Origin of the sequence: Pseudomonas sp. NPDC089741 (genome assembly GCF_044748825.1) — a bacterium.
In the GTDB taxonomy this organism is placed as follows: Bacteria; Pseudomonadota; Gammaproteobacteria; order Pseudomonadales; family Pseudomonadaceae; genus Aquipseudomonas; species Aquipseudomonas helmanticensis.
Window position 1 is genome coordinate 1 of sequence record NZ_JBIVGT010000080.1, and the last position, 2,317, is coordinate 2,317.

Genomic DNA, 2,317 nt, shown 5'->3' on the forward strand with positions numbered 1-2,317 from the left:
GGAGGCGAATTCTACAGCGTTACACGCTGCTGTCAACACCTCTTTTTCTCCGCTTTCGACCGAGAAGATCGAAACGTTAAAAGAGCCAAACATCACCACTCTTTCAACTCCTTCCAGACTTCGATGATCTGAAGCAAGCCGCTGTCGAAAACTGCACAACTCATTGAATCTCAGGGAGTTTTCCGTTTCGACTGCGCCGGAAGTGGGGCGAATTATAGACATCCAGAATCTGCCGTCAACCGTTAATTGCACTTTTCTATCGAAACACCCGAAAACGCCCTCTTTCTATATAGGAGCACTGCACCAGCCCCGAAAACGTTAACTTGTTGTCCGCCGATAATCGCCGGGCGAGATCAATCCATCCACGCTAAGGATCATCAAGCTGCGCAAATGAAATAAGGGTACCGAGCGACCTCGCAAGCGGCGAGTACTACTAATAGAAGGGAATTCAAACAATAGATGGTGTCCCAGGGCAGGTTCGAACTGCCAACCTTCCCCTTAGGAGGGGGATGCTCTATCCAATTGAGCTACTGAGACACACGATTGTCGCGAGCAGAGGCAGCGCGACGGACGGCGAGCATGTTAACGGTCACGCCCCGGTTTGTCATGTCATCCGTAGGCATATTAAGTGTAGGCATGCGTACTGCAACGCTGCGGGAAGATTTACCGTGCATTTTGCACCCTCCCAAAAAGCCATCATTGCAGATTGCAACCCGAGCGATCCGACTCTTCCTCCCAAATCGTTGTTTTTAAAGGACTTAACAGCGGTTAGACTGTTGGCATGACGGCTGCTTTGCCTGTTCCATAGAAGAACAATCGGAGCGCCGCCCCATGAACACCACCCTCTTGCTTGCAAACGCGACTGCACTGGCGATTTTGCTGAGTTTTTACTTTGCCCCTGCGAGCAATGCCCCGGAAACGTTGGCCCAGCGCATGCCGCATTATCTGCAGGTGCAGAAACAGCCCCAACTGGCGATTCTGACCGATAAGAGCAGCTTTGCCCCAAGGACTGTCAGCGCCCCCGATCAGGCCCTGCCAGCTCAACTTACAGAACGTCTGGTTTTTTGAAATATCTTCAGGAGTACAGCATGTCCAAATCAGCAGCAGGATTTCTGATCCTCGCCTTATTGAGTGGCGTAATGCATCTTTCGCTGTTCGAGGAAACCACAGTCACCCTGCCCCTGATTGTCTGCGGCGTATTTTCGGTGCTGTTTGTGCTGGCACTGGCTGCCGGGCGCAAGATCAAGTTTGATCCAGTGCTGCGCTGAGCCGAATCAGGTCCAGTAACTGTTCCACCGCCCCCGCCAGCTCACCCGAGTTATCGATCAGAAGCACCGCCTCGTCACTCGATCTACGATCCTTGAATAAGGTGTTACGGGCAAGCCGAGCCTCGATCTGCTCAAGCGTCTCTCTCCCCCGCCTGAGCAGGCGGCCACGTAGAACCTCATCACTTACCGTTAACAGTACCGGCACCAACGCAGGGTAACGGCCCATCGCTTGTCGCAGATTGGCGCGCGAGCCGTTAACCAGCACATGGCGCCCCGCAGCCAAAAACCGATCCATCTGCGCCGGGATTCCATAGGCAAGACCGTTCGCGTGCCATGACAGGGAAAAATCGCCCGCCCGCGCGCGCCGCTCAAACTCCTCAGGTGTCACGCCCACCGCATCCTCACCCACCGATTCAGCTGATCGCGTGATGACTCGCCGCATGACTTCACAGCCCATCGCCCGCAGTGGTTCGCGCGCAGCCTCAATCAGACTGTCCTTGCCTGACCCTGAGGGGCCCATCAGATAAATAAGCTTGCCATCCATCCTGAAAACGCCCTCCAGACCACCTTAGCCACTAGTAAATCGGCAATTTGCCACTATCCTGTAAAGACAAGGAAACAAGGATAGAAAGCCGCATAGCATGCACGCTCTGACGTCTTCGGACATCAACTGATATGCACCAGGACGCAGGCAGCGATGCAGACCAGGGCGAAGTTTTCAAACCAGTCCGCATTTCTGATAATTGGTGCTGGCATTACGCCTTTACCCAGCTCAATATTTGTCACAGAATTGACGCCAATGATCTGGCAATTTTGAGGCATGATGCGGGCCTCTTAACAATTCAGGTTGAACCATTTGGCGCGGATGCTTGTCCTACCACACATCCTGCGGCCAATCCCGAGAACCGCTCCCCTGAACTAACCGGTTAAATATATGCGCCCAGTGAAACCGGCAGTGTCTTCGGGGCGTACGGCGGGGGGGTGGGGGGGGGGGGTGGGGGTGGGGGGGGGGGGGGGGGTGGGGGGGGGGGGGGGCGGGGGGGCGGGGC

The 2,317-nt window shown here is 55.1% G+C and carries 3 protein-coding genes and 1 tRNA gene; 2 read left to right on the forward strand and 2 right to left on the reverse strand.

The features are described 5' to 3' along the window. Nucleotides 1–460: 460 nt before the first annotated feature. A tRNA-Arg gene (locus tag ACIPZE_RS28830) sits at nucleotides 461–537 on the reverse strand. 294 nt (nucleotides 538–831) lie between these two features. On the opposite strand from ACIPZE_RS28830, the gene ACIPZE_RS28835 reads away from it, so the two are divergent. Both ACIPZE_RS28835 and ACIPZE_RS28840 read left to right on the forward strand, forming a co-directional pair. Continuing rightward, entirely contained in the window at nucleotides 832–1,068 is a 237-nt protein-coding gene (locus tag ACIPZE_RS28835) for a hypothetical protein (RefSeq protein WP_283439163.1), read from the forward strand. 20 nt (nucleotides 1,069–1,088) lie between these two features. Next, nucleotides 1,089–1,268 carry a PA3371 family protein gene (locus ACIPZE_RS28840; RefSeq protein ID WP_129395110.1) on the forward strand — a complete coding sequence of 60 codons (180 nt, stop codon included), beginning with the start codon at nucleotides 1,089–1,091 and terminating at the stop codon, nucleotides 1,266–1,268. Here ACIPZE_RS28840 and phnN read toward each other — a convergent pair. Further along, nucleotides 1,243–1,812, reverse strand: coding sequence for a phosphonate metabolism protein/1,5-bisphosphokinase (PRPP-forming) PhnN (phnN, locus tag ACIPZE_RS28845; protein WP_400776826.1), 570 nt, complete (start codon nucleotides 1,810–1,812; stop codon nucleotides 1,243–1,245). The genes ACIPZE_RS28840 and phnN overlap by 26 nt on opposite strands. Between the last annotated feature and the right edge of the window lie 505 nt (nucleotides 1,813–2,317).

Coding starts and splice junctions, on each gene's coding strand:
- ACIPZE_RS28835 (WP_283439163.1), top strand. CDS start 832: ATGAACACCACCCTCTTGCTTGCAAACGCGACTGCACTGGCGATTTTG.
- ACIPZE_RS28840 (WP_129395110.1), top strand. CDS start 1,089: ATGTCCAAATCAGCAGCAGGATTTCTGATCCTCGCCTTATTGAGTGGC.
- phnN (WP_400776826.1), bottom strand. CDS start 1,812: ATGGATGGCAAGCTTATTTATCTGATGGGCCCCTCAGGGTCAGGCAAG.